The 20210-nt window shown below is 56.9% G+C and carries 26 protein-coding genes; 15 read left to right on the top strand and 11 right to left on the bottom strand.

Going from position 1 to position 20210, the window contains the following annotated elements:
* Window positions 1–5: 5 nt before the first annotated feature.
* Both D8M23_RS00600 and D8M23_RS00595 read left to right on the top strand, forming a co-directional pair.
* The gene (locus D8M23_RS00600) at window positions 6–887 is read left to right on the top strand and encodes a class I SAM-dependent methyltransferase (RefSeq protein WP_238693713.1); all 882 of its coding nucleotides are present in this window, start codon (window positions 6–8) and stop codon (window positions 885–887) included.
* Entirely contained in the window at window positions 884–1513 is a 630-nt protein-coding gene (locus tag D8M23_RS00595) for a DJ-1/PfpI family protein (protein WP_126853060.1), read from the top strand. Before D8M23_RS00600 ends, D8M23_RS00595 begins: the two co-directional genes overlap by 4 nt.
* On the opposite strand, the gene D8M23_RS00590 is transcribed toward D8M23_RS00595, so the two are convergent.
* Window positions 1510–2112, bottom strand: a complete 603-nt coding sequence (locus tag D8M23_RS00590; protein WP_126853058.1) for a TetR/AcrR family transcriptional regulator — start codon at window positions 2110–2112, stop codon at window positions 1510–1512. The two genes, D8M23_RS00595 and D8M23_RS00590, sit on opposite strands and share 4 nt — an antisense overlap.
* Window positions 2113–2208: 96 nt before the next feature.
* On the opposite strand from D8M23_RS00590, the gene D8M23_RS00585 reads away from it, so the two are divergent.
* Both D8M23_RS00585 and D8M23_RS00580 read left to right on the top strand, forming a co-directional pair.
* Window positions 2209–2574 (top strand): nuclear transport factor 2 family protein, encoded by a 366-nt coding sequence (locus D8M23_RS00585; protein WP_006887446.1) that lies wholly within the window; start codon window positions 2209–2211, stop codon window positions 2572–2574.
* A gap of 316 nt (window positions 2575–2890) precedes the next feature.
* Entirely contained in the window at window positions 2891–3850 is a 960-nt protein-coding gene (locus D8M23_RS00580) for an NAD(P)-dependent alcohol dehydrogenase (RefSeq protein ID WP_037234757.1), read from the top strand.
* Window positions 3851–4005: 155 nt separating this feature from the next.
* Here D8M23_RS00580 and D8M23_RS00575 read toward each other — a convergent pair whose 3' ends face one another.
* Window positions 4006–5466, bottom strand: coding sequence for a hypothetical protein (locus tag D8M23_RS00575; RefSeq protein WP_126853056.1), 1461 nt, complete (start codon window positions 5464–5466; stop codon window positions 4006–4008).
* Window positions 5467–5594: 128 nt separating this feature from the next.
* Here D8M23_RS00575 and D8M23_RS00570 point away from each other — a divergent pair, with 128 nt between their 5' ends.
* From D8M23_RS00570 to D8M23_RS00545, 6 genes are all read left to right on the top strand, one after another.
* Window positions 5595–5795: a hypothetical protein gene (locus tag D8M23_RS00570; protein WP_039954896.1), complete on the top strand. Its 201-nt coding sequence runs from the start codon at window positions 5595–5597 to the stop codon at window positions 5793–5795.
* A 63-nt stretch (window positions 5796–5858) separates the two neighbouring features.
* The gene (locus D8M23_RS00565) at window positions 5859–6152 is read left to right on the top strand and encodes a type II toxin-antitoxin system TacA family antitoxin (RefSeq protein WP_037234748.1); all 294 of its coding nucleotides are present in this window, start codon (window positions 5859–5861) and stop codon (window positions 6150–6152) included.
* Window positions 6152–6649 (top strand): GNAT family N-acetyltransferase, encoded by a 498-nt coding sequence (locus D8M23_RS00560; RefSeq protein ID WP_126853054.1) that lies wholly within the window; start codon window positions 6152–6154, stop codon window positions 6647–6649. The genes D8M23_RS00565 and D8M23_RS00560 overlap by 1 nt, the downstream gene beginning before the upstream one ends.
* A 210-nt stretch (window positions 6650–6859) precedes the next feature.
* The gene (locus D8M23_RS00555; RefSeq protein ID WP_174234595.1) at window positions 6860–7399 is read left to right on the top strand and encodes a PadR family transcriptional regulator; all 540 of its coding nucleotides are present in this window, start codon (window positions 6860–6862) and stop codon (window positions 7397–7399) included.
* Between the two features lie 2 nt (window positions 7400–7401).
* On the top strand, window positions 7402–8178 hold the full coding sequence (locus D8M23_RS00550; RefSeq protein WP_126853050.1) for an alpha/beta fold hydrolase: 777 nt from the start codon (window positions 7402–7404) through the stop codon (window positions 8176–8178).
* Window positions 8179–8372: 194 nt separating this feature from the next.
* Entirely contained in the window at window positions 8373–8630 is a 258-nt protein-coding gene (locus D8M23_RS00545; RefSeq protein WP_126853049.1) for a GlsB/YeaQ/YmgE family stress response membrane protein, read from the top strand.
* A gap of 135 nt (window positions 8631–8765) precedes the next feature.
* Here D8M23_RS00545 and D8M23_RS00540 read toward each other — a convergent pair whose 3' ends face one another.
* From D8M23_RS00540 to D8M23_RS00515, 6 genes are all read right to left on the bottom strand, one after another.
* On the bottom strand, window positions 8766–9134 hold the full coding sequence (locus D8M23_RS00540) for a type II toxin-antitoxin system VapC family toxin (protein WP_126853047.1): 369 nt from the start codon (window positions 9132–9134) through the stop codon (window positions 8766–8768).
* Window positions 9131–9328, bottom strand: a complete 198-nt coding sequence (locus tag D8M23_RS00535; RefSeq protein ID WP_006887478.1) for a type II toxin-antitoxin system VapB family antitoxin — start codon at window positions 9326–9328, stop codon at window positions 9131–9133. Before D8M23_RS00535 ends, D8M23_RS00540 begins: the two co-directional genes overlap by 4 nt.
* Window positions 9329–9394: 66 nt before the next feature.
* The gene (locus D8M23_RS00530; RefSeq protein WP_126853045.1) at window positions 9395–10129 is read right to left on the bottom strand and encodes a class I SAM-dependent methyltransferase; all 735 of its coding nucleotides are present in this window, start codon (window positions 10127–10129) and stop codon (window positions 9395–9397) included.
* Window positions 10126–10587 carry a DUF2867 domain-containing protein gene (locus D8M23_RS00525; RefSeq protein ID WP_094757622.1) on the bottom strand — a complete coding sequence of 154 codons (462 nt, stop codon included), beginning with the start codon at window positions 10585–10587 and terminating at the stop codon, window positions 10126–10128. The genes D8M23_RS00530 and D8M23_RS00525 overlap by 4 nt, the downstream gene beginning before the upstream one ends.
* A 110-nt stretch (window positions 10588–10697) precedes the next feature.
* Complete coding sequence (locus D8M23_RS00520; RefSeq protein WP_094757621.1) at window positions 10698–10925, bottom strand: YdeI/OmpD-associated family protein; 228 nt, start codon at window positions 10923–10925, stop codon at window positions 10698–10700.
* A gap of 302 nt (window positions 10926–11227) precedes the next feature.
* Entirely contained in the window at window positions 11228–12088 is an 861-nt protein-coding gene (locus tag D8M23_RS00515; protein ID WP_231375419.1) for a protein RtoA (Ratio-A), read from the bottom strand.
* A 313-nt stretch (window positions 12089–12401) separates the two neighbouring features.
* Here D8M23_RS00515 and D8M23_RS00510 point away from each other — a divergent pair, with 313 nt between their 5' ends.
* On the top strand, window positions 12402–12614 hold the full coding sequence (locus D8M23_RS00510; RefSeq protein ID WP_094757620.1) for a TOBE domain-containing protein: 213 nt from the start codon (window positions 12402–12404) through the stop codon (window positions 12612–12614).
* 1008 nt (window positions 12615–13622) lie between these two features.
* On the opposite strand, the gene D8M23_RS00500 is transcribed toward D8M23_RS00510, so the two are convergent.
* Window positions 13623–14420 (bottom strand): hypothetical protein, encoded by a 798-nt coding sequence (locus tag D8M23_RS00500; protein WP_233129229.1) that lies wholly within the window; start codon window positions 14418–14420, stop codon window positions 13623–13625.
* A 57-nt stretch (window positions 14421–14477) separates the two neighbouring features.
* On the bottom strand, window positions 14478–15563 hold the full coding sequence (gene ychF / locus D8M23_RS00495; protein ID WP_094757619.1) for a redox-regulated ATPase YchF: 1086 nt from the start codon (window positions 15561–15563) through the stop codon (window positions 14478–14480).
* Between the two features lie 376 nt (window positions 15564–15939).
* Between ychF and D8M23_RS00490 the strand changes: the two genes are divergently transcribed.
* From D8M23_RS00490 to D8M23_RS00475, 4 genes are all read left to right on the top strand, one after another.
* The gene (locus D8M23_RS00490) at window positions 15940–16854 is read left to right on the top strand and encodes an ABC transporter ATP-binding protein (protein WP_094757618.1); all 915 of its coding nucleotides are present in this window, start codon (window positions 15940–15942) and stop codon (window positions 16852–16854) included.
* Window position 16855: 1 nt separating this feature from the next.
* Window positions 16856–17617, top strand: coding sequence for an ABC transporter permease (locus D8M23_RS00485; RefSeq protein ID WP_006888712.1), 762 nt, complete (start codon window positions 16856–16858; stop codon window positions 17615–17617).
* Window positions 17618–17730: 113 nt separating this feature from the next.
* Window positions 17731–18963 carry a sensor histidine kinase gene (locus D8M23_RS00480; protein WP_126853044.1) on the top strand — a complete coding sequence of 411 codons (1233 nt, stop codon included), beginning with the start codon at window positions 17731–17733 and terminating at the stop codon, window positions 18961–18963.
* Window positions 18956–19588, top strand: a complete 633-nt coding sequence (locus D8M23_RS00475) for a response regulator transcription factor (protein WP_023134161.1) — start codon at window positions 18956–18958, stop codon at window positions 19586–19588. Before D8M23_RS00480 ends, D8M23_RS00475 begins: the two co-directional genes overlap by 8 nt.
* Here the strand turns inward: D8M23_RS00475 and D8M23_RS00470 are convergent.
* Window positions 19583–20209 carry a response regulator transcription factor gene (locus D8M23_RS00470; protein WP_006888730.1) on the bottom strand — a complete coding sequence of 209 codons (627 nt, stop codon included), beginning with the start codon at window positions 20207–20209 and terminating at the stop codon, window positions 19583–19585. The genes D8M23_RS00475 and D8M23_RS00470 overlap by 6 nt on opposite strands.
* Window position 20210 lies beyond the last annotated feature (1 nt).

Here is a 20210-nt window from a genome sequence, read left to right as displayed (position 1 = left end):
AAAACATGAGGCTCCCACCAGCTGCGGCAATATATGCTCCTTCAGAAAGTGACACTGCCATGCACCCCGAACTGACCGATATCCCCGAAACGATGCTGTGGACCCTGCACAACCGTGCCCACGAAGCCGCCCGAGCCGACGGGTGCATTACCGACTCCAAATGCCTAGAAATCTACCGGGCCATTGACTACGATTACCAGGCTCATTTCGGCAGGGCAGACGGCTCACACGGGGTGCGTTCCATGCTATTCGATAGGCAGATTAGCCGCTTCATTAAGGAGCACCCGGATGCGGTGATCGTAAACCTGGGTGAGGGCCTGGAAACCCAGCGGTACCGCATCGACTCCCCCGGCACCCTGTGGGTGAGCGTGGATTTACCCGCAGGCATTGACATTAGGGAACGGTTCATAGCCCCCGATGAGCGGCACCTGCACGTGGCGAGAAACGCGCTAGATACCACCTGGTTCGATGCTGTCCCCGACGGGCGCCCGGTCTTCATCGCGGCGCAAGGGCTTTTCATGTATTTCACCACGGTAGAAGTCGCTGCCCTCATGCGCTCTATGGCCCGCAGGTTCCCCGGCGCAACCGTCATGTTCGACTACATTGGGCGTTTCCTCTCAAAACGTACCCTGAGCGAGAAGGGGTGGATGAAAACAGACACGTACCGCACCCCACCCATGCCCTGGGGTGTGTACCGTAACGAGCTGCAGCCACTACTATCGGCCTGGCTGGGACAGCAGGTGCCTGTACATAACGTTACATTTGAACTCCCCCGCGGGCCGGGGAAATGGTCCGTACTGTTCATTGAAAAGTATTTGCCGCAGCTGGCGAATAAGCTGCCGGGAGTGTGCTGGCTGCAGCTGCCTGAAGCAGATCCAGCATCATGAGTGGGGGTGAAAAACCCGCCGTGCATATTTACTGCCTGCTGTTTGACGGGTACGAAACACTCGATCTTATGGGGCCGGTCGAGTTCCTGCACGGTGTACCCGGCGCGCGGCTGCACTATGTCTCGCACCTGGGCGGGGCGGTACGCAGCACCCAGGGTTTCTCGGTGGCAACAGAGCCGCTGGGTGAGCTGAAACCAGGCAGTGTTCTGCTCATTCCCGGTGGTGCGGGCACCCGAACCCTGGTGCATGATACTGATTTTGTGGAGGCGCTCACCCTGTGGGTTCAGCAGAGCGAATACTGTTTGAGTGTGTGCACCGGTTCAGCGCTTCTGGCCGCCACCGGCCTGCTAAATGAGCTAGAGGCCACCACGAATAAACGCGCCTTTGACTGGGTGAGAGGCACAAACCCGCACGTGCTGTGGCAGGGCACGGCGCGGTGGGTGCATTCGGGGAAGTTCTATACCTCCTCGGGTGTCTCAGCAGGTATGGACATGACGTTGGGGTTTATCGCTGATATTGCAGGCATTGACCAGGCACAGGTGCAAGCCCACCGGTGCGAATACCTGTGGAACCAAGACCCCAGCCATGACCCGTTTTCTTCTTCTGGGCCCTCACCTCAGCCTTAGCCGATGCCGCTCAGCAGGGTACGCAGAATCAGGGTGGCCAGGCGGTCAAGCTCAGCTTCGTTTGCTCTAGCGTCCGCCACCCCCTGCGGGCTGACTGCGGGTTCAAGGTCTTTAACGGCCTCATCAACCATGGCGCGGTACATGCGTTGTGCCCAGGTGAGGTTTACGTCGGGCGCGATCAGGCCGTCGTGCTGCGCGCGTTGAAACAGCACTTCAAGGCGAGCCAGCACAGTACGCCGCTTGGTGATGACGGCGGGGTCATCCTCACTGAGAATCCCCAGCGCGTACCCCCAGTTAGATTTGGTGCGCATCACGTTCACCGTGAGCCGGTGCAGAGCCACCGGCGGCGGCGCGGTCTCCGGGCTGGCGGCCTCAAAAGCATCATAAAAGTGTTCAATCGCGCTCGCCTGCAGCGCGGCAATAAGTACCTGCCGGCTGGCGAACCGGCGGTGCACCGTGGTGCGGGTTACCCCGGCAGCGGCAGCGATTTGTTCCAATGAGGCGGTGGGGTCGTGCCGCAGCACCCGTTCGGCCGCCTGCAAAATTGCGGCAGCTGTGCGCTGCGCATCCGACCGCAACGGCTTAACTGTGTCTATCATGCACACATCCCTTCAATATCTGTTACAGCTATGTTACAGTTAATCGGGCGAGGTGCGCACCCGCACCGGAAGTACCCTACTCGCGAGGAGGCACATATGAGCACCGAGAAGACCATCCGCGACTACTTCGCCGCCATCCACCGGGGCGGTTGGCAAGATTTTCTGGCCGAAGACATGACCTACGGTTTCAATAGCGCCCTCCAAGACCTCGGCAAGGAAGACTACCTCAATGGGGCCGGTAATTTTCTGGCGATGACCATTGACGTGGACGTGAAGCACCTGGTGATAGACGGCGATCAGGCGGCGGTCATCTCCGACTACTTCGTGAAAACCCCGGCAGGAGCCACCGCAATATTCGAGGTTCCCGAGTTTTTGACCATACACAACGGCAAGCTGACGGGCATCTCCATTTTCTTCGATAGTGCGGCGTTTACGGCACTCATGAAAGGCGAAAAAGTGTAGGGTTTCTCCCCATCCCATACCCGAAAGTCACCTTTTCGGCGGACCTCACCGCGTGAAGGTGACTTTTTTGGTACCAAGAGACGACGGTAGGGGCGGTGGCTACCGGCAGATAGGCCTTATCGCAGACAACAGGGGAATTACGCCGCCGCCGCGCGGGCCGCACCAAATACACCGGGCGGGCATGCAGACCCCGGTTTTTCGGGCACAGCACACCGGTAAATTCTGTTGTGAGAGGGTCCCGCGTCATTCAAGTCTGGCGGGGTGCGCATCCTTTAGAATGGAGCCATCACCAAAATAGAGAATAAATGGAGCAACCATGACCCTGCCAACCACCATGCGCGCTGTACAGTACACCGAATACGGTGCGTCTAACGTGCTCACCATCAACCAGGTTCCCGTGCCCACCCCCGGCCCGGGCGAAGTGCTGGTGCGTGTTCAGGCGTTCAGCGTGAACCGCATCGACGCGATCGTACGCTCCGGGCAGATGCGCCTTTTTACCGGCAAGCGATTCCCCAAAGGCACCGGTGTGGATGTGCTCGGTGAAGTGGTGGGCATGGGCCACGGCGTCATGGATTTCAAAATTGGGGACACCGTGTGGGGGTTCTCAGGGTCAATTGCGCCTGCACCCACCGGCACCGCCGCCGAATACGTGAGGCTTAAGGCCGGACGTATCTGCCATGCACCGCGTATCCCCAACGTTATTGATGCCGCAGCCCTGCCGCTGGTGAGCCTGGCGGCCCTGCAAGTACTGCGGAAAAACCTGAAGCTTCAGCGCGGGCAGCGCCTGCTGGTGGTGGGCGCTACCGGCGGTGTGGGGCACGCGGCCCTGCAGATCGGGCAGATTTTGGGGGTTGAGGTAAGCACCGTATCCGCCTCAGACAATATGGCCCTATGCCGCGACCTGGGGGCTGTTGAGGTGTACGACCACGAAGACCTGCCCGATGCCGCGAATGTGACCCCGTTCGATGCGATTATTGACTGCGGCGGCGTGGTCACCGGGTACTACCGCAACTACCTCAAACCGCACGGGCGCATGATGACGCTCTCCCCCGATGGGCTTCCCGCAGTGCTGACGTCCCTTTTCACGAACCGCCGTGTGGGGTTCCTGCTGGCAACCAAGGCAACCGCTGAGGCAATGAAGTGGATTACCACCGCCGTTGAACGCGGCAACCTTCGCCCCGTCATTGAGAAACGGTACACGCTGGAGGAGCTGGCCGAAGCACAAGACTACGTGGACACCAAACACACGCGCGGCAAACTGCTGGTCGTAATGTAAGACCCACCCAGCCACCGCGCGCAAGCCCCGCCAAACCCCATGAAACTAGGGTTCTGGCGGGGCCTTTATGGTGCGAACCTGCGCCCAAGTGTTAAACACGTACACGTCAGTTACAGTGCAAGACACCACAGCACGGGTTCTTGCCCGGTGCGGCTCTAGCTGGTGGGTGTCTCCGTTTGTGTACCAGCTGATGACTTTCGGGCCTGTTGGAGGGCGTTGCGCCACCCGCCAAACCAGCTGTGAAGCGCGGTTCCTTTCGGGTACTCTTCCCCCGCCTGCTGCGCCCACGCAATGTAGCGGTCATATGTTGGGGTACCCGCCTCATGCTCCAGGTACTCCCGGATACCTGCGAGCGCACGCTCATTACGGGCCTGCACCTCGTCCGGGCTCAGATCACGCGGGGCGCGGGTACCGCACGTACCACCCGCGCGCTGCACAAGCTCCGCCCACTTGAGCCCGCTCTTCTTGGTCAGTGTAACCCCCAAAGGCAGCCCCTGCCCATGCGCCCACTCATCGTAGCGGGCGTTCACAACCCGGCTGCCATGATGCGCTATGTACTGCTTAAGGGCGTCAACGGCCACCTGCACGGAGTCCTGCTCGCTGTCTTTGCTGCGGGCGTATTCCTGCTCCCAATTACGTTCCCGCCGGATGTTCTCAACCCCGGCGGCAATAACCTCAGGCGGTAAGCTCTCATAGTTGCCGCGCATGATTGTTTTGGCGATTTCTACCTGCGTATTCCAGTTTTTATTGAGGTATTTACGCACCAGCACCGCTGAAGGCATACCGGGGACGCTGCGCGCATACTCCTCAAATTCAAGGTAGGTGTATTTCTGCCGGGGAGTAGACACGAACTGAACCAGCGCCGCCCACAGGTCAGCTTCACCGTACTTGCCGCGGCGCCTGCGGGGCCTGCTCCGCTCGTCGCCGAGCCCCGCCGCAGCTAAGGCATGTGACCATTTGCCGAAACGGATAATGGGTGTTTGACGGGTGGGGCCGCCGCGAGCCACCGACCAGTCGTTAAACGACATGGACCGGTGGTCTGTGCACTCGTGCCACCACTGCCGCAGCAAATCGATAAGCTGCTGATCCTGCCATTCTTTCTGTTCGTCTCCCTGCGCCCGTGGCTCTACCGGGTAGTGCAGCGCTGCACGGCCTTTGAGGATACGTTTAACCTGTTGACGGGTGACCCCAAATTCTTCTTCGCACTCCTGCCCGGCCCTATCCGGGTTATGCACCGACCACTCGTACACCATGTGCCGCAGGTCTTCCTGCTCCTGCTCTTTCACGGTGCGGCGCGCAACTTTAAGCTGCGGAACGGAAATATGCGTGTGTGCGGCGTTAATAATCTGCCGGACGCGCTCCCTGGTCACACCGATATCTGTGGCGATAGCGTCAAGAGTCTCACCCGCACTGTAACGGTACACGCATTCCCAGTTACGGTTTGGCTCGGCTTGGGCGTCATATACGGCGGTGACTGAGGATAAATATAGGGCGGCGTTTTTAGGCTGTTTCAGCTGTTCTTCGGTGAGGCGCAGGTTTTTCTCAATATGGTTTGCATCGGCTTCTGCGGTGAAAATGATGCGTTCTTTAGGGGCGGTTTCACGGGGGTCAGGCATCTTATATCCCAATCAGCATTGAACGGTATTGTTCTCACATCATACGACGCGCGGCAGGTCAGCGCATCCGGGGCGGGCAGCGAAAGAGCAAGTGGCTATTTTTACGACAACAGACGTAGGCTATACCCATGAGAATTGGTATGCGTAAACCCAGTGTGAAACGAATGATTAAGGCCCGCACCACCGGTCGGGCAAAACGCGCCGTGAAGAAAGCCGTGATTCCTGGTTATGGCAAGCGCGGTATGGGGTTTGTAAAGAACCCGAAGCGCTCTGTAAAAGGGGCCATCTACCGCCGCACGACTTTCAGCGTGTGGGATTTGTTCAGGTAGCAAAATCTACCCCTGTGTACTGTATGTACAATGTAAGTACAGTTATACAAAGAGGGGAACACTATGAGTACAACAGTTAAAAGTCAGCGTATTAACCTACGAGCTAGTGAACGCCAAGAGGCTCTGATTAGGCAGGCTGCCGAGGTTACGGATTCGTCTGTATCTGATTTCATTCTTAGCAGTGCCACCGAACGTGCAGAGCATGTGCTTGCTGATCGCCGGTGGTTTGTAGCTACTGAGGAACAATACGACTTATTTGTTCAGGCGCTCGAAGCTCCCGCACGAACTGAAAAACTTGAAAGGCTTTTTGCCCGAGAGTCTCCCGTTGGTAAAGAAATTGTTTTTAAAGAGGACTAATGTCTCTACAGAAACCCAGGCGTCTTCTAAAAAGCGATAATCTGTCTGATTTTGAGAGTGGCGCTCACGATTTAGATTCCTGGCTTCACAAGTTCGCCTGGGAGAACCAGCGGGCTCACAACTCAGTCACGTATGTGGCAACTGTTGGCGACCGGGTTGTCGGTTACTATGCTCTTGCCGCTGGCAGCGTCCAAAAAGCTGCGGTCAGCAAGAATTTTGCCCAACGCCGCCCGCACGAAATCCCGTGTATTTTGTTGGCACGACTGGCAGTTGATAAAAGGACACGAGGTCAAGGCATCGGCACCCTGCTGTTGAGAGATGCTTTGGAGCGTGCAGTGTCCGCCAGCGAGACCCTTGGGGTGGCCGCGTTACTGATCCACTGCCGTGATGAAGAAGCAAAAAAGTTCTATGAGTACCACGCAGATGTACTTGAGTCACCACTGGACCCTCTTCAGCTGGTCCCGCCCATGAAGAGCATCCGCAAACTATTGGGATAGTCATACAGGTTTTGCCTAACTGGCGTGTTTATCTACCGCCGCACGACCTTCAGCGTGTGGGATTTGTTCAGATAAATTACCTGCTTAGAACATAGAAGTTGCCGCGCAGCTTCCCTCCCCTATCCCTCACCCAGCCTGTTTCTGTTCGCGCAGAACGCGCCCCAAAATTTATACTTGTATAGTCCTATATGGGTATGAGACCATATGGCTATGGAGCTTAAACATGCGATTCTTGGACTACTGTCAATCCAGCCGATGAGCGGCTACGACCTCAACCGCGCGTTTAGTAACACTGTGGCGCATTTCTGGTATGCCGACCAGTCGCAAATCTACCGCACGCTCGATAAGCTCACCGCTAACAAGGCGATCACAACGAAAGTAATACACCAAGAGGGAAAGCCCAACCGCAAGGTTCACTCACTCACCACAATCGGGCGGGCTGAGCTGGAAGACTGGCTCACCTCACCCCTTGAGCAGGAGCGGTTTAAAGAGCCTTTTATGGCGCGGCTATTTTTCGCCGCAAACCTTACCCACACCGAAGTGGTACAGCTACTGGCTGAGCGTGAAAAACAGATTGCACGTAAGCTGCAGTCCCTCAAAGCCATTGACGCCCCGGCGGAAGACCTAGCATCCGCCCTGCGCGCCGCCACCCTTCGCAAAGGAATTGTTGAGACAGAGGCGGAGCTCGCCTGGATTCAGCAAACCCGCGAAAGTATCACCAGGTTCAGCCCACCTAGTAAGGAGAAATGACCATGACTGCCAAGACGCGAAACAGCAAAGATTACCCTGTGGAGCACGGCCCCCGGCAGGGTGAGACGATTATTTTCCTGCATGGCGGGAACATGGCGGGCTGGACGTGGGACCTTCAGGTTGAGGCCATGCCCGATCGCCACCTGCTCACCCCCGACCTGCCCGGGTACGGCAGGAATACACACGAAGTATGGCCCGGTATTGCCGAGGCCGCTGACAGGATGGCTGCACTCATTCGTTCCCACAGTATCGGCGGGCGAGCGCACATTGTGGGCCTCTCACTCGGCGGATTCGTGGCGATTGAGCTGATTCGCCGCCACCCCACCCTAGCGTACACATGCACGATCAGCGGATCGCCGCTCTTGGGGTACACCCGATGGGAGCGGATGGTTATTGGTGCCCAGGTTCCGCTCTGGCACCGGCGTTGGTACTGGATTGCGCAGTCCCGCCCGTTTAACATTCCGGCGGAAGATCGGGAACTTTTTGTGCAAACCGCCAGCAGCCCGCAACCGCTCACGAACACTTTGCTGTTCCGGGAACTTGGGGTTCGGGCGCTGCCTGCCGAGCCGTTCTCATTCACCGGGCCGGTGCTTGCGGTTGCCGCCGAGCACGATACACCCTCAGTACGCCGATCCTTCGACCCGCTGCGCAAGTGCCTGCCGCAGCTGCGCACCTGGGTTGCGCCGGGAATGCATCACGCGTGGAGTGCCGAAAACCCGGAACTATTCGCACGTATGGTTACCACCCACGCCGATACGGGGCGGTGGCCTCAAGACTAAAGCATAAGCGTGAGCATGGCGTGTTTTAGTCTCTGCCTCCCACGCTGCGCGCGAAAATCTTCGCCTCCCAACAGTGCCCCACTAGGGCAAGATGCCATACCCTCAGTGCCCGTATACTCGATAGCAATATTTATTAACACCGGGTTTGCGGCACATCTTCCGGCTCGCGCCGCCTGGCCCCGTGAGGAGGTACCGTGGGTACCATTATCGGATCGATTATTACCGGCGCTATTATTGGTGCATTAGCGCGGGTGTTTATGCCCGGCAGGCAGAATATCTCTATTATCTGGACCATTATTTTGGGGGCCGTTGGGGCTTTTGTAGGCACGTGGGTGGCTGGGTTCTTCGGTGTCGCCCATACTGCGGGTATTGACTGGATCCGTTGGGCCCTCTCAGTGCTCACTGCGATACTCGCCATCTCGGTCTATATAGGTGTGACCGGCAGGAAGTAATCCCACCTTAACCAGCGGGCGGGTCCGAGCAAATACTGCGTGGGCCCGCCTGCTGTTGTATTACAAGACCGAATAACGCAGGTAAAGGCGTATCGCCTACCCCTAGAGGGCGCGTAATACACCTTAAGCTGCGTTTTAGCCGTTCTCGAACCGACACCCCAGGTCTTGTGCCACATCGCGCAAACGTTTGTCACGAGTCCACAGAGTAGTTCTTGGAACTACCACAACCGAGGCTAAAAGGTGCACATCAACAGCAGATAAACCGCGTCCCCACAGCTTACGTTTTTCGATAAACCACCGCACTTCGTGATCATCGACTAAAGGAAGCCGTTTCAGCTCGCTCAGAGCAGATAGAAACTCATCTCGTTTTTTAAGGGAACCAAGGGCTAATTCTGTGAGCACTAAATCATGACAGCAGATTTCATCACGTATTAGAAGCTCCGACAGTTCGGGTTCTGCATGATGCAGATGATCTACCCACACATTAGTGTCAACGAGGATCATGACTGCACATTTCGATGCCGCGGAGCCGCTTGGGCCTGGGGATCGGAGCCACCTAAAGCGGCAAGCAAACGCCCGTTTTCGATACGTACCAGAGTTTCCATAGCTTCGCGCACTAACACTGAGCGCTCTTCGATACCGGTGAGTTTGACGGCTTTAGCAACGATTTCTTCGTCAAGGGTAACGGTTGTACGCATAATAACCTCCGCATCAATATTAGCATATAAGTGATGCGGATAATGATGCTGCTTTATTTTGCATATCTACCTCGTTGGCACCACAGCCTCAAAAACCATAATCGGTTGAGTGCCATCAAAAGGGGTGCGGCACCAGTCACCCCATACGGCGTGTATTTCAAATCCTGCATTCTGCAGCTGGTAGCCTAATGTCTTTTTATCTCGAAAAGTTAGGATACTTTCTTGGACCACAGTCTCTCCAGAGTCCATGAAGTGATAGTTAGTGCGGTACAGAACCTGCCCATTATTATCAGGTGCAACCGCTTCTGACCATTCAGATATCAGTCCGTGCCGTGTGGAGCGAGTCGTAGTAGACGTAGTCCAATTTTCCCAGGCTCGACATGCTGGATTACGGCTCTCGAACGCGAGCATTCCACCTGAGTGCATTATACGATGTAGGTCATTCAAGGTCTTTTCCCACTGTGGGCTAGGGATGTGTTGCGCCACATTACCACTCATCACTACCAAATCGAAGCCATGGTCGGGAACATTTCGGCTATCCCCCAGAATCCACCGGATTTTGGAAGCGCCAGGGCGACTGCGTGCGTACTCTAACATTGATGCTGACGGGTCTACACCGATAACAGCACGCCCCGATTGAGCTAAAGTTACGGTAAGTATGCCGGTACCGCATCCTAGGTCAAGGATTCTTTGGGCATTAAACCGATGAGCTAGAGAACGGTAATAATCATGGTCCGCCCCATCGGGGTTGTCTTCATCATAGAAATGAACTATACGAGGGTCATAATCTTTTGCACTCATGGTTTTATATCGACTTGACGCAGCATGTAAGGTACTAGAGCCTTGTGAAAAGGCCAGATACATGTCAAGTATACCTTCCCCACAGCCGATTGAGGCTGGGCGTGTGTTTCAATCCCGCCACGCGCAGACGTGCTGCCCTCCTCAGCAGCAGTAACCACGAATTTTGAGGAGAACTCTATATGCTTATCCTTATGGCCACCAATGACATGCTCATCAGTGACCTCAGTAAAAGTAAAGGAGCCCACTGATGAACCAACCGCAACCTCCAATTGCTTGGATTTCGATGCGGGCTGTACTGTAAACCCTATTTTCTGTACAACACGGTTACGCACCTGCATTATCGTACGAACCCACGGAGGGGTTGCAGATAAAAAACGGTAGGTAAATTCCTGTGCATCCCAACTAGTGGGTATCTGCACATAGTGACCATCAGAAAAATTCATATCGTTAAATCGCATGTTCAAGACTTCCAGTGTGCTCAGCTGACCCGAATAACGCAGGTAAAGGCGTATCGCCTACCCCTAGAGGGCGCGTAATACGCCTTAAGCTGCGTTTTTCAGGATACGGACTATTTGCGTGAGGCCTTATGTTCCTTACCCATGTAGATGCCGCCCTGCGCCAGCTCGGTGAGCATTTGTTCGAGGCGTTTGATACGCGTTTCTGATGTCTTGGCGCGGTTGATCCAACCGATATAGTCGTTGCGCTGGTACGCCGGGCGGGCGTTATAGTCGGCGCGTAAACCAGAGCTTTTTAGGGCCGCCGCAATATCGTTTGCCATATGGTGACGTTCGCGCATAAAGCCTCCTGAGGTGGGTGTTGTACCTGTATCCACGCTACCTGCAGTACGGTGGCGGGTTCAAGATCTCAGGTAAGCGCGAACTGTTACGCTCCCTGCCCTGGTGGGCTGCGATGCTGCTGGTCTGCAAGCCAACACCTATAACGGCCGGGGAGTCAGTGCGCTCAGCCGGGCGTGCTCCACACCGCCTGACCGCTTCTAGAGGCTACCGTGAGCGGGCAAAGAGGGGCGCGCACCTTCACGGTGGAGGGTGCGCGCCCGTTTCGGAGAATCACCTTGCGGAAATAGTGTTTCTCAAGCGGTTACATGCCCGGCTTGGTCGGCTTAACCGGGGTTACTGCCGGCACAGCCTTCGGGTCGGGGAGGCTCCCGGGGGACACTGGGACGGCGTTAATAGGTATCTCAGGGGAAAGCTTACCGTCGTAGGTGACCCGGTAGGTTCCGTCAGCCTCTACCCGGGCTACCGTGTGTCCATCAGTATAGTTCTTAGTCCAAGAACCATCCGCCGCGACCACACTGGTGCCGCCTTCCCCGGTGCTCTTCCAGCTGCCGTCACCGTAAACATGGTACGTTAAGCCGGTGGTATTCACGTAGTCCCAGGAGCCTTCACGGTGGATGATGTACTGCCCGGGGGTCAGATTATAGTGGCGTGCGCCGCTGTCAGCCTGACCATTAGCGCCAGCCTGTGCGTTGCCAGCACCGTTCTGCTGCGCGCCGCTTTGCTGCTGTGCGGCGGCACCGTTATCGGCGGCGTTAGCTCCAGCGCCCTGATCTGCCTGGGCACCGCCGCCATTACCGTTCGCGGCTGCACCAGCGTTGGGGTTGTTAGGGTTGTTGGGGTTAGCGGCGGCATTATCCCCCTGTGAGCCAGCGGCTGGAGCCTGTTCCGTTGCAGCACCACCGCCAGCGGTGGAATTCACAGTGCCGCCACCATTGGCGCCTGCACCGGAGCCACCGGAGGTACCGCCGCCGCTGGTACCGCCGTCATTCACGGTGCCAGAGCCACCGGAGGCGGTAGCCGAAGAATGTGTTGATGCGGAAGAAGAGGCGGACGATGAGGGCGCGTTCGACGTGCCACCGGAGTTGTTCGAGCCGCAAGCGCTCAAAGCCACCATTCCAGCAACAGCTAGGGACACGCATGCGGAAACCTTCGTGGTAGTCATGGGTCGCATCCTTTCTGCTGAATAATTATCGGTTGGTTTTTTAACCATCTCACATGACGAGGATACTTTTCAGGATTTATAAGGTTCTGACCAGTAGTTTCACAAAAATACGCAAATTTTAACTGAAAGTTTATACAGAAAAGTAATAAAAGATTGAGATGGCTGTTTCAGCCGTCCTTCAGCACACTGCAACTACGGTGGCCCCAAGAGCTGCAGCATGTTCGCATTCCTAATAGTTAGGTACCCTCATGCGCATAAAAAGATTGGGTGTGTAGTATGTAGTAGACGTTTTTTATTAGGAAAGGAACCGAGCATGAAGCTTTCTGCCCGTAACCAGCTCGCTGGCACCATTGTTGAGATTACCGAAGGCGCTACCAACGGCATCGTGAAGATTGAGATCGCTCCCGGTCTGATTGTTTCTTCCTCGATTACCAACGCCGCTATTGAGGAGCTGGGTCTGCAGGTTGGCAAGCCCGCTACCGCCATTATCAAGGCATCCAACGTCATGGTTGGTGTTGACCACTAATCCCAGTCAATAAGACTTACACCCGGGCGGCTGCTTTTTGTGGCGCGCGAGGGTTAATAGGGCGGAGCCCCGCACTGTACACACAGTGCGGGGCTCCGCTTTTATGTTTTTATCGTTTAGACGTTGAAACGGAACTCCACCAAGTTCAAATCACCAACAGCTAGCCTGGGTATATCGGTTCCGCGAATGACAAAAGCGGGTGCATCCGAGACTGGATTCGGAGTCTCGACACTCTACCCATCCCCATGTGGTAGGAACCGAGACCACCAAACCTGACAGTCATCATCCAAGAACCCCGTTGATCGCCACGTCGACCTTGTCTCGAAGAGCGTCAGAGTCGTCGCTGAGTTGAGGAACTCCTCATGTAGTCGTTGCAGGTCGCTCACGAATTCGGCGCCTGCTTCGTCGACGGCGCACTACCGCTGTAGTGGCAAGGGTAGAGGCTCCAGCCCTGGTCCTGGATATCGGAGCGGGTGGTGATCTTGCACCGGCCACCAACGTCGACGCACTGTACGCCAGCCACCATCACATCGACAGTGGCTAACGCGATAAGCTGCTGACGGATCTCGTTCTCAGACTATTCAGCGTCGCCCTCAAGCTGGGTGGGTAGTGGTACGAAGAGACACATCAGTTCGATAAGGGTAGAGCATTCGAGCTTCTGGCCCCCTCGTAGCAGGACGTCCTTGAGCTTGGGCCGGTCTCTTCGATACCCTTGGTCGCTAGTCAGCCCCTTTGCCAACATCCTTATCTTCTGACAGGTAACGGGTTGGATAGGCGAGACTCGTCGGACACATAGAGCACGGACTTCGCCCTGTAGTCCGCGATGGTAGCGGGGTTGCGCCTCGTGCTGCCAGACTCGACCACAGCAGAACTTGCTCTCTGCGTATGTCAAAAACACGAGGCCCAGCACTGGATCTCAGTATTGTACAGGTGTGTGCTTGGCGTTAGCACAAAGCTCATCTGCTGCGGTTCACAATGTCGCGCAGGCGTATGCGAGATCGAAGAATATCATTCCGCCTCCTCAATGGGAGACCCTTCCGAGTCGGGAAAGAGAATCGCGCGGCATTCATCGAATATCTTTGCCATTTCATCACTCCCAAGATTAACCACAGGGGCGTCCTGCTCAGCTGAAGGTTCCGGATACTGCCCAAGGGGCGAAATCCGCTCCGGGCACTTCGGCATCATGTCATACCAGGACGGCGGCTCAGTAAAGGGGGGTGTGAACTTACCCGGATCATCCCAGTAGGACGGCATATTGGCCTTAATATACGGCCATGACGCAGCATCTACAGCTGCTTGTAGTCGGCGAATCTCTTCGAATTTCTCGGACTCTTCCTGTCTGGATCCAGAACGCGCAAGGAAGAATGAGTCCAGCGCTGCTCCCAGACGGTCATGACAGGCTAGGAGCGCTAAGAAATTCGTATCGGCATTTGGGGTCAGCGCAAGGATCGCCACCTGTGAATTATATGCTCGCAGGCACCGCAAGACCTCCTCTCGAACTTGCGAGTTATTGAGATTCTGCCACGACATCCCCGCGTGACTAACAGCTTCCCATCCCATTTCAGCAGTCACCCGCACCGCATTACCAGTAACAGCGGTCCGCTTTGAGCGCTCACGCCTTACCGCAAACCAATTAACGAACCACGCGGTGAGCACGGCGAAGATCGTCATGGAGAACAGCGCCGTAATCATGGCATGGTCCAACGCGAATACCCGGAACTGGTCCCAAAAGAAGTCAGCTATTCCAACTCCCAGCGCTAAAACGCACGCCACCACCGGCAGACAGAAATCCAGCAGCTTGGCCACTCTCACCCGAGTAAAGGACCTCACGCCCTCGTGCCTGACACGCCTCACTTTTTCCTCCTAGACGTTGAAGCGGAACTCCACCACATCACCGTCTGCCATGATGTAGTCTTTGCCTTCCATGCGGACTTTGCCGCGGGCTTTCGCCTCGTTCATGGAGCCTGCCGCATCCAGGTCATCGAATGAGACAACCTCAGCTTTGATGAAGCCACGCTCAAAATCAGAGTGGATCACGCCCGCCGCCTGCGGTGCCGTGTCTCCCTTATAAATAGTCCAGGCGCGCGATTCCTTCGGGCCAGCCGTCAGGTAGGTCTGCAAACCCAGGGTTGAGAAGCCCACGCGAGCCAGCTTATCCAGCCCCGATTCGTCCTGACCGCTCATTTCCAGCATTTCGCGGGCCTCCTCCTCTGAAAGCTCCACCATGTCAGCCTCAAGTTTCGCGTCCAAGAAAACAGCCTCCGCCGGGGCCACCAGCTCACGCAGCTGGGCCTGCTTCTCCTCAGAAGCGAGCACGCCCTCATCCGCATTAAATACGTAGATGAAAGGCTTAGCGGTCAGCAGGTTCAGCTCCTTCAAATGCGCCATCTCAAGCTTCTCAGCAGCCGCACGCGAGAAAATCGTGTTCCCGTCCTCAAGAATCTTTTGCGCCTGCTTGTAGGTTGCCAGCTGGGCGGCGTCGCCCTTCTTAATCTTCACTGCCTTCTCAAGGCGCGGAATCGCATTCTCCAAGGTCTGCAAATCCGCCAGAATCAGCTCAGTATTAATGGTCTCCATGTCGGAGGCAGGATCAACCTTACCGTCCACGTGAATCACATCCGGGTCATCAAACGCGCGCACCACCTGCGCGATCGCGTGCGCCTCACGAATATTAGCTAGGAACTTATTCCCCAGCCCTTCACCCTCAGAGGCGCCCTTCACAATACCCGCAATATCAACGAACGAGACGGTTGCGGGCAGAATACGCTCAGACCCGAAAATCTCGGCGAGCCGGTTCAGGCGGGCATCCGGCAGGTTCACCACACCAATATTCGGCTCAATCGTAGCGAACGGGTAGTTAGCCGCCAGCACCGTGTTGCGGGTGAGCGCGTTGAACAGGGTGGACTTGCCCACGTTAGGAAGACCGACAATGCCGATAGTCAGAGCCACAGAAAATCCTTCAAAAATCAGTACCTATAGTCACCCGCACCGCGGAAACAGCTAAAGTGCAGGCACAACTCCCCACCATTCTACAGTGCAGACGGAGAGTATACAGCGCACCACAAGACACGCCGCACCCACATAGTGAGACACCCCATGTTTCTTCCTCTCCCGGTGGGGTTCTATTCAGAAGAGTTTTTTGCATTCAGAAGCGATATAACCTTCTGAATGCAAAAAACTCTTCTGAATAGGCTTTTCTCTGCCACGCCGCCTCTTGGGAAACGGCGCCACACCGGCGCGGGAGCAGCCTTCCATGACACTTGTCATAGGCAGATAATGACAGTGCACATTCATGTTTTTCTGCCCGCGGTGCTGTACTTAAATCATGAACACGTCACATGTTATTGAGGCCCAGGGCCTCACACAGATTTTTCGTACGCGCAGCGGTAACGTCACCGCCGTCGATAATCTTGACCTGACCATCGACAAAGGCGAAATCGTTGCCCTGCTAGGTCCCAACGGGGCGGGTAAAACCACCCTCATCGACATGCTCCTGGGGCTGAGCACCCCCACCCGAGGTGTCCTCACCATTGACGGCGCCTCCCCCAAAGCCGCAATACAATCCGGAAACATTGGGGCGGTGCTGCAAACCGGCGGGCTACTCAAAGACCTCACCGTGCAGCAAACCCTCGACATGCTCGCCTCGCTGTACCCCACCCGCCTCGACATGAACCAGGTGCTCGCCGATGCAGACCTGACCGAGCTGGCGCACCGCAAAGTCGGCAAATGCTCCGGCGGGCAGCAGCAGCGCATCCGGTTCGCTATCGCCACCATGCACGACCCTAATATCCTCATCCTGGATGAGCCCACCACCGGCATGGACGTTACCGCCCGCCGCACCTTCTGGGAACGCATGGACAAACTCGCCGAAACCGGCAAAACCATTATTTTCGCCACCCACTACCTGGAAGAGGCGCAGAACTTCGCGCAGCGCATCGTGCTCATGGACAACGGAAAAATCATTGCCGACGGCACTTCCGAAGAGATCCGTGACCTCACCGGTGGACGCCACGTGAGCTTCCTCGCCGATAAGCCCATCACCTTCAGCGAATACCCAATGCTGAGCGTCGAAACCAGCGAAGAAAACGGGGCGTACCGGCACCGCACCACCGTGGCCAACGCCGATGAATTCGCACGAGTGCTGCTCACCAAGTACACCGTGCGCGACCTTGAAATTGTCAAACCCTCACTGGACGAATCGTTCGTTCAGCTCACCGATCGCGCCGCACAGGAGGCCTAAAATGCTACGCTACACACTCTACGAAATCCGCCGATCGGTGCTCTCTTTCTCATCCCTGTTTTACACGATCATTATGCCCGTGGGGCTCTACCTGCTCTTCGGCGCCCTGCAAGACTATGCGAAGATCAAAGTCGCAGACGGTAACGCCGCCGCTTACGTAATGATCGGCATCGCGCTCTATGGCGCTATTAGCTGCACCGTGTCAATCAGCGGCCTGACCGTGGTCGAAAACGTGGCCGGGTGGGGCAGGCAGCTGGGGCTCACCCCCATGAACACCGGCAAATATCTGCTCTCCAAATGCTGCGTGGCGTTCATTATGGCGGCAGTACCAATTACTGCGGTGAACATTGTTGCGCGCATGACCAAAATCGATATGCCGCTGAAGCAGCAGATCGCCTGCGCCGCGCTGTCCATACTATGCGCTATGGTCTTCGGGTTCTTCGGGCTGGCCATTGGGTTTCTGGTACCCAGCGAAAGCGCAGTGGGAATCGCCAACGGCATTCTGGTGGTGTTCTCGTTCTTCGGCACGCTCTTCGCACCGCTCACCAAAGACCTCATGCCCTACGCACGGTTCACCCCGCTGTACGGTGCCGCCGAAATCGCCCGCTACCCCTTCAGCAAAGGGCTCACCATTATTAGCGGCAGCGGCGCCGAATGGAATATGACCGAACCGCTCTGGTACGGGATCGTAAACTTCAGCGTGTGGACGGTTATTTTCGTCGTCGCCACCGCGCTGCTCATGGGCCGCCGCACCAAGCGCTAAAACCCTCATATGGCGCGTGCCCGCCACATCGTGGGCGCATCCGGCACCACCTTACCGGATGCGCCCACGACTCTATCCGAACGCGTGCTTATACTAGAGCCCAGGAGGAGCATATGACCCCATCACCCACCGCAGCCCAGCCGCGCACCCACGACGAACACAAAATCGACTGGATTAGCCTGGGGTTCTCCGCACCCTGGCTCATATTTCTGGGGTATATCTATGACGGTGTTCTAGAGCCTAACGCTCCGGTGTGGAAGCACGTGTACGTCATTATCTGCCTAGTCATTTTCTCGATCACAGATGTTGCCGCGTATACGGTCCCCTGGGCTCTTCCGGCGTCATCATATTTCAGGCGGCTGCTTCTCTGGACGGCCCTTCTCTTCGTGCCCGTATGCGGCGTGATGCTGATAGCCGCCATTCCACCGACAGATGTACTCATCGGGTTCACCATCTACTTTGTGGCACTGTGGACTTTCTCCGAGGACACTCCCTACAGCACGCGGATTCGCGGCGCCTTCGCCATCGCGGCAGTTTTCTGGATAATTTACATGTTCTCTGACGGGATCCCTATCAATTTTGCGGATAAATCCCGCCTCACCTTATCACTGGGTGCCCCCATGATCGGGATTATGGCGTTCTCCTACCTGATCCAGATGAGTAAAAACGCCGACAAAACCCAAGCCAAACTTGAAATGGTCAGCGAGCGCGAGCGCATCGCCCACGATGTGCATGATGTGCTCGGGCACTCCCTGACCGTGATCACGCTTAAAGCCGATTTGGCGCGTAAACTTCTGCACGCCGACCCTGACCGTGCCGATGCGGAGCTTGAAGCGATCGCCCAGCTGTCTCGGTCGTCACTGGCGGAGGTTCGTTCGACGGTGACGCGGCTGCGCATCCCGGACTTTTCGGGCGAAATTCAGGCGTCGGAGCGTGCCCTGCAGACGGCCTCAGTTACCGCGAAACTGCCCGATGCGGAACGTGCCCTCTCAGCAGTTGGGGTGAATTCTTCGCTTTTCTCGTGGGTGCTGCGTGAGGCTGTGACAAATATTGTGCGGCACTCACAAGCCGGTTTCTGTGAGGTGCGGGTGAGCAATACCGGGCTTGAAATTCTTGATAATGGGGTGGGTGTTCCCGCCGAGTACGCCGCCGGAAGCGGTATTAAGGGCATGAAGAGCCGTGTGGAATCTGCGGGCGGAACTCTTGTTGTTGAGGATGCTCCGGCGCGCTGGCTGCGGGCGCATCCTGCCGCTTCCGGGACGGCGGACGTTCGCGGCACACGGCTGCGGGTTAGTATGGACGGTAATACCGCCGAAATTGAGCCTTCGGGAGAGACAGATGATTAAGATTATGCTCGCCGATGACCAGCAGCTGGTGCGTGAGGCGCTGGCCGCGCTGCTGGGGCTTGAACACGATATTGAGGTGGTCGCGCAGGTTGGCGGCGGTGACGAGGTTCTTCCGGCGATCCACCGGTACCACCCGGATGTGGTGCTTCTCGATATTGAAATGCCCGGTTCTGAGCTCTCCAGCGGTATTGATGTGGCAGCCGCGATCCGGGACGCGAAACTAGTAGCGCTCACCGGCGAGCCGGTGCGTTCGCTTATTCTGACAACCTTCGGCAGACCGGGGTACCTGCGGCGTGCTCTAGATGCCGGGGCGAGCGGGTTTATGGTGAAGGATACGAGCGCGTCCCAGCTGGCGGAGGGCATTCGGCGCGTCAATATGGGGCTGACCGTGGTAGACCCGTCGCTGGCGGCGGATTCGCTGCTGCACGGCGAGTCGCCGCTGACCGAAAGGGAAACCGAGATTCTGCGGGCAACCCGTGACGGGGCAACAGCCCGCCAGATCGGCGCAACGCTGTTCCTCTCCCCCGGCACGGTGCGCAACCACTTATCTTCCGCTATGGCGAAACTCAACGCCTCGAACCGGCAAGAAGCACTCAATATTGCCGCCGACAACGGCTGGTTATAGCCACCCGTTGTCGCGGGCGATGCGCACCGCCTCATGCCGGTTAATGGCGTCTATCTTCGCCATGGCCGCCGAGAGGTGGTTGCGTACCGTTCCCGAAGACAGTCCGAGCATCCCCGCAATTTCTTTGACGCTCCCGGCAGTCTCGGCGGCGCGAAGAACCTCGGTCTCACGCCCGGTCAGCGGTGAAGAGCCCTGCCATTTTGCTTCCTCAGCCAGCACTGAATCGACCACGCGCAGCCCAGCCGCGGTACGGCGGACCGCCTGCGCCAGCTGCGATGCCGTACCGTCTTTCACCACAAACCCACTCGCCCCGGCCTCAAGGGCGCGGCGTAAATACCCGGGACGGCGAAAAGTCGTCAGAATAAGCGAACGAACCGGCGCGCCCGTCTGCGACCTCAGGCCCGAACGGGCAAGTTCGGCGGCCGCCTCAATCCCGGTGGCGCCGGGCATTTCAATATCGAGAAGCGCCACATCCGGGCGGGTTTCACGCACGGCAGGCAGCACCTCATCACCGCGGCCCACCTGTGCGACCACCTCAAGATCAACTTCAAGATCGAGAATCATGGCGAGTGCTTCACGAATCATCTGCTGATCGTCGGCAAGAAGTATTCTCAGCGGCACG

The organism is Rothia sp. HSID18067, assembly GCF_003989445.1.
GTDB lineage: Bacteria > Actinomycetota > Actinomycetes > Actinomycetales > Micrococcaceae > Rothia > Rothia aeria.
Note: the sequence above shows the minus strand (reverse complement) of the source record. Positions and strands in the feature narration are given on the sequence as shown.

Bases quoted from the DNA above. Each gene is read 5' to 3' on its own strand.
- D8M23_RS00600 (WP_238693713.1), top strand. From the start codon at position 6: ATGAGGCTCCCACCAGCTGCGGCAATATATGCTCCTTCAGAAAGTGAC.
- D8M23_RS00595 (WP_126853060.1), top strand. From the start codon at position 884: ATGAGTGGGGGTGAAAAACCCGCCGTGCATATTTACTGCCTGCTGTTT.
- D8M23_RS00590 (WP_126853058.1), bottom strand. From the start codon at position 2,112: ATGATAGACACAGTTAAGCCGTTGCGGTCGGATGCGCAGCGCACAGCT.
- D8M23_RS00585 (WP_006887446.1), top strand. From the start codon at position 2,209: ATGAGCACCGAGAAGACCATCCGCGACTACTTCGCCGCCATCCACCGG.
- D8M23_RS00580 (WP_037234757.1), top strand. From the start codon at position 2,891: ATGACCCTGCCAACCACCATGCGCGCTGTACAGTACACCGAATACGGT.
- D8M23_RS00575 (WP_126853056.1), bottom strand. From the start codon at position 5,466: ATGCCTGACCCCCGTGAAACCGCCCCTAAAGAACGCATCATTTTCACC.
- D8M23_RS00570 (WP_039954896.1), top strand. From the start codon at position 5,595: ATGAGAATTGGTATGCGTAAACCCAGTGTGAAACGAATGATTAAGGCC.
- D8M23_RS00565 (WP_037234748.1), top strand. From the start codon at position 5,859: ATGAGTACAACAGTTAAAAGTCAGCGTATTAACCTACGAGCTAGTGAA.
- D8M23_RS00560 (WP_126853054.1), top strand. From the start codon at position 6,152: ATGTCTCTACAGAAACCCAGGCGTCTTCTAAAAAGCGATAATCTGTCT.
- D8M23_RS00555 (WP_174234595.1), top strand. From the start codon at position 6,860: ATGGAGCTTAAACATGCGATTCTTGGACTACTGTCAATCCAGCCGATG.
- D8M23_RS00550 (WP_126853050.1), top strand. From the start codon at position 7,402: ATGACTGCCAAGACGCGAAACAGCAAAGATTACCCTGTGGAGCACGGC.
- D8M23_RS00540 (WP_126853047.1), bottom strand. From the start codon at position 9,134: ATGATCCTCGTTGACACTAATGTGTGGGTAGATCATCTGCATCATGCA.
- D8M23_RS00535 (WP_006887478.1), bottom strand. From the start codon at position 9,328: ATGCGTACAACCGTTACCCTTGACGAAGAAATCGTTGCTAAAGCCGTC.
- D8M23_RS00530 (WP_126853045.1), bottom strand. From the start codon at position 10,129: ATGAGTGCAAAAGATTATGACCCTCGTATAGTTCATTTCTATGATGAA.
- D8M23_RS00525 (WP_094757622.1), bottom strand. From the start codon at position 10,587: ATGCGATTTAACGATATGAATTTTTCTGATGGTCACTATGTGCAGATA.
- D8M23_RS00520 (WP_094757621.1), bottom strand. From the start codon at position 10,925: ATGCGCGAACGTCACCATATGGCAAACGATATTGCGGCGGCCCTAAAA.
- D8M23_RS00515 (WP_231375419.1), bottom strand. From the start codon at position 12,088: ATGACTACCACGAAGGTTTCCGCATGCGTGTCCCTAGCTGTTGCTGGA.
- D8M23_RS00510 (WP_094757620.1), top strand. From the start codon at position 12,402: ATGAAGCTTTCTGCCCGTAACCAGCTCGCTGGCACCATTGTTGAGATT.
- D8M23_RS00490 (WP_094757618.1), top strand. From the start codon at position 15,940: ATGAACACGTCACATGTTATTGAGGCCCAGGGCCTCACACAGATTTTT.
- D8M23_RS00485 (WP_006888712.1), top strand. From the start codon at position 16,856: ATGCTACGCTACACACTCTACGAAATCCGCCGATCGGTGCTCTCTTTC.
- D8M23_RS00480 (WP_126853044.1), top strand. From the start codon at position 17,731: ATGACCCCATCACCCACCGCAGCCCAGCCGCGCACCCACGACGAACAC.
- D8M23_RS00475 (WP_023134161.1), top strand. From the start codon at position 18,956: ATGATTAAGATTATGCTCGCCGATGACCAGCAGCTGGTGCGTGAGGCG.